Genomic DNA, 6,790 nt, shown 5'->3' on the forward strand with positions numbered 1-6,790 from the left:
AGGCTCCAAATAAGAGAAACCCGTTACGGAATGTGACGGGTTTTTTTACGTCTGCAGGAAAGTGAAAATATTAGCTATCAGCCGTCAGCTATCAGTTGCACTGCGTCAAACTGACCACCGTATCGTGGGTTTAGTATCTCGACAATATTCTAGGTGATTGCCGTAATTAAGTAGCGCACCGACTCCAATTAGTCGGTATTTACTTTGAGGTTTTTTTATGATCATTAAAGCGAGCTTAATGGCGTTAGTGACTGAGAAAAATATAATTTTGCTTTGTTACTGGCTTTGATTTAGGATCAAAACAGTTTAAAACCATGAATGATTTGCCTGTGTATAGATTATTAATTAGCGCCTTATCCATTTTCTTTTGTGTTTCTGTATCAGCAGTTGAAGTAACTGATCTATATCAAGATATTTTGGTCGTAGAAGATAAATCTCGTGATACTCGTTTAGACGCTAGCCGCAAAGCGTTGCTTAACGTATTAGTAAAAGTGAGTGGTGACAAAAGCGCAGATGAAAATCGAGTCGCTAAGCAACGCACTAAAGATATATCCGATTATATTCTGAAATTTGAATATGATGAGCGTATCCCCGGAGAGCTTAAATTATTAGTTAAGTTTGAAGCACGAAAAATCGATGCACTAATCAAAGAGCTTAATTTGCCATTATGGGGAATGCAACGACCACTGGTTGCAATCTGGTTAGGGATTGAAGATAACAGGCAACGAGAGCTAGTAACTCAAGAAAGTTACCCACAGTTAGAGCAGCTCATTTATGATAAGGCAAGCCGTCGTGGATTACCTGTCGTTGTACCTTTGCTTGATTTACAAGATAGACGCCTTGTTGGTGTCCCTGAGGTTTGGGGGAACTTTTCTGAACCAGTAGAAGAGGCATCTAAACGTTACAGTGCTGAGCGCAGTATTACTGCTAGAATGTATCAAGAGTTTAACTCCGATAATTGGGTATTAGATTGGCGTTTTACTAATGACGAAATGTTTGAATCTAACCGAATTATTGGCTATAGACAGCAAATCGTTGCGCAAATGATTGATGATTTAGCGCAAGGTTTAGCTGGCGAATATGCGATCGATCCGAATGCGTATTATGAGCAACGTACTGCCAATTTGACCTTAAAAGGGACAGGTAATTTTGTGGATATAGAGTTGGCAAAGCGCCGTCTACTCAACCTAAGTGTTGTCACCCAAGCGGTTATTATACGTAAAACTCCCGATTCTGTTGAATTTAAGCTAGATCATACCGGCACTGTAAACGATCTTAAAAAAGCCCTTGGTCTTGATAATGCCTTTAAAGATTATGTCGACCCCCGTGCTTTTTATCACATAGTTGATAAGCAAAGCCTAGAGTATCAATGGGTTGAAAACTAATGATAACTCAAGAGCCAATGCAAATGGCGCTACCGGTTACTTTACCTGATGATGAAACATTTGCCTCTTATTTTGGGGGAGAAGACTCATTAGAGGTTAACCACCTTAAAGATAGCTTTTCTAAGCTATCTCAAGCTTTTCAGTATACTTATTTGTGTGGCTTAGGAGACTCAGGTAAATCCCATTTGTTATACGCCACCTGTATTCAAGCCCAAGAGCGTGGCTTATCGAATATGCTGCTATCAATGCGAGAAGTTCTACATTTTGGCCCGATGGTTTTAGATGGTCTTGAGGCGCTAGATGTATTATGTATTGATGATGTTCACTTAGTGGCGGGTAATGATGCATGGGAAAAAGCGTTATTTAATTTCTTCAACCGCTTTAATGAGCCTAATAAAATGCTGGTAGTAACTGCTGATTTACTGCCAAATATGCTTAATATTAGCTTGCCTGATTTAGAATCACGCTTGAAGTGGGGGACCACCTTTCAAATTCGCTCCATGAGTGATGATGATAAAGCACAAGCGTTAGTAAAGCGGGCTAACATGCGCGGTCTTGAACTGAGTGACGAATGCGCGCGGTTTTTATTAACCCGTTTAAGTCGTGATATGCGCGCATTATTGGATGTATTAGACAAATTAGATCACGCATCCATGGCTGCACAGCGAAAATTAACTATTCCTTTCATAAAATCAACGCTAAAGCTGTAGTAGGTCTAGAATCTAGACCCCGCTTTCAGTTATCATTAGCTAACTAAATTGTAATCACCTTCTTTGAAAGATCAGGTATCGAATGAACTTAGAAAATATATTAGCGCAAGCACTTGAGGCAGTTGCCAGTGCCAGTGAAATCGCGCAACTAGAAGAGATCAGGGTTAACTACCTTGGTAAAAAAGGCGAGATCACCAGCTTACTTAAAACACTGGGTAAAATTGCTCCTGAAGAACGCAAAGAAGCAGGCCAGGTAATCAATCAAGCTAAGCAAGATGTGCAAAGCGCAATTAATGACAAGCGTGAGCTTTTAGCGAGTAAAGCACTTGAAGAAAAACTAGCTGCTGAAACTATCGATGTAACTTTACCAGGGCGCGTTATGCCTTCTGGTGGCCTTCACCCAGTAACACGTACAATTGAGCGTATTGAAAGCTTTTTTGGTGAACTAGGCTTTGAAGTTAAATCAGGCCCTGAAGTTGAAGATGATTTTCATAACTTTGATGCGCTTAATATTCCTGAGCACCATCCAGCTCGCGCCGACCACGATACCTTTTACTTCAATCCTAAGTTGGTGTTGCGTACTCAAACTAGTGGTGTGCAAATTCGTACCATGGAAACAGAGCAGCCGCCGCTTCGTATAATTTCACCAGGGCGTGTATATCGTAATGACTACGACCAAACACATACACCTATGTTCCATCAGGTGGAAGGTTTAATGGTCGATACGGACGTTAGCTTTACTGAGCTCAAAGGTATTTTACATGACTTCTTACGTAACTTTTTTGAAGAAGATATGGAAATTCGTTTCCGTCCTTCATTCTTCCCATTTACAGAGCCCTCAGCTGAAGTTGATGTAATGGGTAAAGATGGTAAATGGTTAGAAGTATTAGGCTGTGGCATGGTTCACCCTAACGTACTTAAGTCTGTTGGTATCGATCCTGAAAAATACACCGGTTTTGCTTTTGGTATGGGTGTAGAGCGCTTAACTATGTTGCGTTACGGCGTAAACGATTTACGTGCGTTTTTCGAAAACGACTTAAAATTCCTAAACCAGTTCCGTTAAGAGTGAAGAAATAAAATGAAATTTAGTGAAAAGTGGTTAAGAGAGTGGGTAAATCCTGCAATTGATACGCAAGCTCTTTCGGAACAGCTTTCAATGGCTGGTTTAGAAGTAGATGGCGTAGAGCCGGCAGCAGCCAAATTTAATGGTGTTGTTGTAGGTGAGGTGGTTGAATGTGGCCAGCACCCTGATGCAGATAAACTACGTGTAACAAAAATTAATGTTGGTGGTGATGAACTGCTTGATATTGTTTGTGGTGCACCAAATTGCCGCCAAGGTATTAAAGTTGCTGTTGCCACTGTTGGTGCAGTATTACCAGGTGATTTTAAAATTAAAAAGGCCAAACTTCGTGGTCAACCATCATACGGCATGTTGTGTGCGTTTGATGAGCTAGGCATTAGCGAAGAGGGCGATGGCATTATGGAATTGCCGCTTGACGCGCCGATTGGCACAGATTTACGCGAATACTTAGGATTAGATGACAACATCATAGATGTAGATTTAACCCCTAACCGTGGTGACTGTTTAGGTATTAAAGGCCTTGCTCGTGAAGTTGGCGTACTGAACAGCATTGATGTTAATACATTAAGTATTCCAGCGGTAGCACCGACAATTGAAGATAAAGTATCAATAGAGTTGGTTAACGATGAAGCTTGTCCTCGTTATTTAGGGCGTGTTATCAAAGGCATTAACCTTAATACTGAAACACCTCTATGGATGGTTGAAAAGCTACGCCGTAGTGGTGTGCGTTCAATCGACCCGGTAGTTGATGTGACTAACTTTGTGTTATTAGAGCTTGGTCACCCAATGCATGCATTTGATTTAAATGCTATTGAGGGTGGAATTAAAGTACGTAGTGCAAACGCAGGTGAAGAATTAGTTTTACTTGATGGTAACACTGCAAAGTTAAATGAATCGACATTAGTGATTGCCGATCATCATAAAGCGCTAGCCATTGCTGGTATTTTTGGTGGTGAGCAATCTGGCGTTACTGAAAAAACAGCTGATATTCTGTTAGAAAGCGCATTCTTTAACCCTGTTGCCATTGCTGGTCAAGCACGTAGCTACGGTTTACACACCGATGCATCTCATCGCTATGAGCGTGGTGTAGACTTTGCTCTACAACATGATGCAATGGAGCGCGCTACAGCGTTACTGCTTGAAATTGTTGGTGGTGAAGCGGGTCCTGTTGTTGAAGCTGTGGCTGCTGATAAGTTACCAAAGGTAACTGAAGTACGTTTACGTCGTTCACGTTTAGACCGCGTTATTGGTCATCATATTGAAGATGCGAAAGTAACCGATATTCTGACGCGTTTAGGACTTGATGTTAAATTTGACAATGATAGCTGGAGTGCTGATGTACCAAGCTACCGTTTTGATATTCGTATCGAAGAAGATTTAATTGAAGAAGTTGCACGTGTATACGGTTATAACAGCATTCCTAATGTTGCACCAACTGCAAAACTGAAAATGACCACGCATGATGAGTCAACTGTTGCCCTGAGCCGTTTTCGTAATACCTTAGTAACACGTGGCTATCAAGAAGCCATTACTTACAGTTTTGTTGACCCTAAAGCGCAAGCTATTTTACACCCTGAGTGTAATGCATTGGTATTGCCGCACCCAATTTCAATTGAAATGTCAGCGATGCGTGTAAGTTTAATGCCAGGGTTGCTTTCATCTGTTGCGTATAACCAAAACCGCCAACAACCTCGTATTCGCTTATTTGAACACGGCCTTAAGTTTATCAGTGATGAAAATGCTGAAAATGGTGTATACCAAGTGCCTGTTATTGGTGGCGTTATTACTGGTTTGGTTCATGGTGAGCATTGGGTTGAAGAAAAACGTAACGTTGATTTTTATGACCTAAAAGGGGATGTTGAAGCATTACTTGCAATTACCAACGATGTTAGCCGCTTTGAAATTAAAGCTGAGCAATCGGATGGTCTTCACCCTGGCCAGTCTGCCGTTATTTATGTTGATGGTAAAAAAGTAGGTTTCTTTGGTGCATTACATCCTCAAGCGCAAAAATCGTTAGATATCAACAATGCTACTTTTGTGTTTGAAATTGAAATGTCGGCATTAGAAAAAAGAAATTTACCTCAAGCTGTAGGGGTGTCTAAATTCCCATCAAATCGCCGCGACATCGCGATTTTAGTACAAGACAGCGTTAAAATTGGTGATATTTTAAACGTCATCGGAAAAGTTGGCGGAAATCAATTGGTTGACCTAAACTTATTCGATGTGTATAAGGGCAAAGGTATTGAGCCAAATTATAAGAGTTTGGCGATTGCTCTAACACTGCAGGCGGTTGATAGAACACTCGAAGAGAAAGATATCAATCAGGTAGTTGATAACGTGGTGGCCGCACTGGCCGAACAGTTTAATGCATCGTTGAGGGACTAGATATGGCGCTTACTAAAGCCGACATAGCTGAACACCTATTTGAAAAGCTCGGGATCAATAAAAAAGATGCCAAAGATTTAGTTGAAGCGTTTTTTGAAGAAATCCGCTCAGCGCTTGAAAAAGGCGAGCAGATTAAGCTCTCTGGATTTGGTAACTTTGATCTTCGAGATAAGAAAGAAAGACCGGGACGTAATCCGAAAACGGGAGAAGATATTCCAATTTCAGCGCGTCGCGTAGTTACTTTTAGGCCGGGGCAAAAGTTAAAGACCCGTGTCGAAGTAGGCACAAGCAAAAAATAAACAAAAAGGCAGCGCAAGCTGCCTTTTTTGTATCTGTTGTATTATTTCCGGGGAGAAATAAATTTTCCTTGGTTTATTTGGTGTAATGTTTGCTCGGCGAGAGCATCTAAACTGTCTAAATTCTTTTCTTGTGCTATTAATTGCTGCTCAATTAATAATATATCGATATTTTTTATACCAGAGAGCTCTGCTATTTTGGCAAAAATGTACGCGTGCTTATATTGGTGGTGCTTATAGAAAAGGCTAATTAAAGAGGTGTATATTTCTGGATCAGGTATTTGCTTAACTTGATTTAATGCCAATGTGTTGTATAAAAAATCAATTGCTTTTTGCTCATCAACTTTAATGTAATAAGACGCTAAATAAAATTGCATTTCAGCACTCGTTTCCACCTCGGGGGTATTTTCTAGAGCAAGTAGCCGGGTGAGTGCCGTTTCATCATTGTTTCTTGACCAATGGTAATAGAGTAGGCCTGGGTGAGTGGTTGCTTGTGTTTGCTGATAAATACGTGCCATTTCTCTATTACTGGTGAGGTAGGCTCGTCGACGGGCGGTAGTTTTACCTTTTAGTTTTATATGCTGAATATTAGCGGCTAAGCCAATACATTGGTTGTAATGCTCAAACGCTTTGAGTAGTTGATATTTGTTCTCATCGGTTGGTTGTAAGGATTCGCGGTAGCGAGAAAAAATAGTACGCTCTCGCAGTGCCTTACAGTGGCTATCGTGGTTAAGGTCATTGCATATGGCGGGTGATTGCGCACAAACATCTTCAACGGTAAAAGATTCTTCACATCCTGCAAGCAATAATGCAAAAGTGAGGGTTATGTGCTTAAAAGCCATCCGAGTCTCTCAATTTATTAGGGTCTGTTGACCTTTCAAGGTTGAATTTGCAGCAGTCTGTTTGGTATTGAGGCAAGGCAGAGCCTATGTG

6 protein-coding genes are annotated in these 6,790 nt (G+C 40.9%); 5 read left to right on the forward strand and 1 reads right to left on the reverse strand.

What is annotated here, in order from left to right:
- Positions 1-329: 329 nt before the first annotated feature.
- The 5 genes from CWB76_RS18835 (at position 330) to ihfA (ending at position 5,860) form a co-directional block, all read left to right on the forward strand.
- Positions 330-1,385, forward strand: a complete 1,056-nt coding sequence (locus tag CWB76_RS18835; protein ID WP_171039658.1) for a DUF2066 domain-containing protein — start codon at positions 330-332, stop codon at positions 1,383-1,385.
- On the forward strand, positions 1,385-2,095 hold the full coding sequence (gene hda / locus CWB76_RS18840) for a DnaA inactivator Hda (RefSeq protein WP_138609662.1): 711 nt from the start codon (positions 1,385-1,387) through the stop codon (positions 2,093-2,095). The genes CWB76_RS18835 and hda overlap by 1 nt, the downstream gene beginning before the upstream one ends.
- Positions 2,096-2,177: 82 nt before the next feature.
- Positions 2,178-3,158, forward strand: coding sequence for a phenylalanine--tRNA ligase subunit alpha (gene pheS / locus CWB76_RS18845; RefSeq protein ID WP_008468473.1), 981 nt, complete (start codon positions 2,178-2,180; stop codon positions 3,156-3,158).
- A 15-nt stretch (positions 3,159-3,173) separates the two neighbouring features.
- Positions 3,174-5,561, forward strand: a complete 2,388-nt coding sequence (pheT, locus tag CWB76_RS18850) for a phenylalanine--tRNA ligase subunit beta (protein ID WP_138609664.1) — start codon at positions 3,174-3,176, stop codon at positions 5,559-5,561.
- A 2-nt stretch (positions 5,562-5,563) separates the two neighbouring features.
- A complete protein-coding gene (gene ihfA, locus CWB76_RS18855; RefSeq protein WP_008114070.1) occupies positions 5,564-5,860 on the forward strand; it encodes an integration host factor subunit alpha in 297 nt (98 codons plus the stop codon).
- 41 nt (positions 5,861-5,901) lie between these two features.
- Here the strand turns inward: ihfA and CWB76_RS18860 are convergent, their stop codons facing one another.
- Complete coding sequence (locus tag CWB76_RS18860; RefSeq protein ID WP_138570833.1) at positions 5,902-6,699, reverse strand: DUF2989 domain-containing protein; 798 nt, start codon at positions 6,697-6,699, stop codon at positions 5,902-5,904.
- Positions 6,700-6,790: the final 91 nt, after the last annotated feature.

Origin of the sequence: Pseudoalteromonas sp. S1609 (genome assembly GCF_005887255.1) — a bacterium.
GTDB lineage: Bacteria > Pseudomonadota > Gammaproteobacteria > Enterobacterales > Alteromonadaceae > Pseudoalteromonas.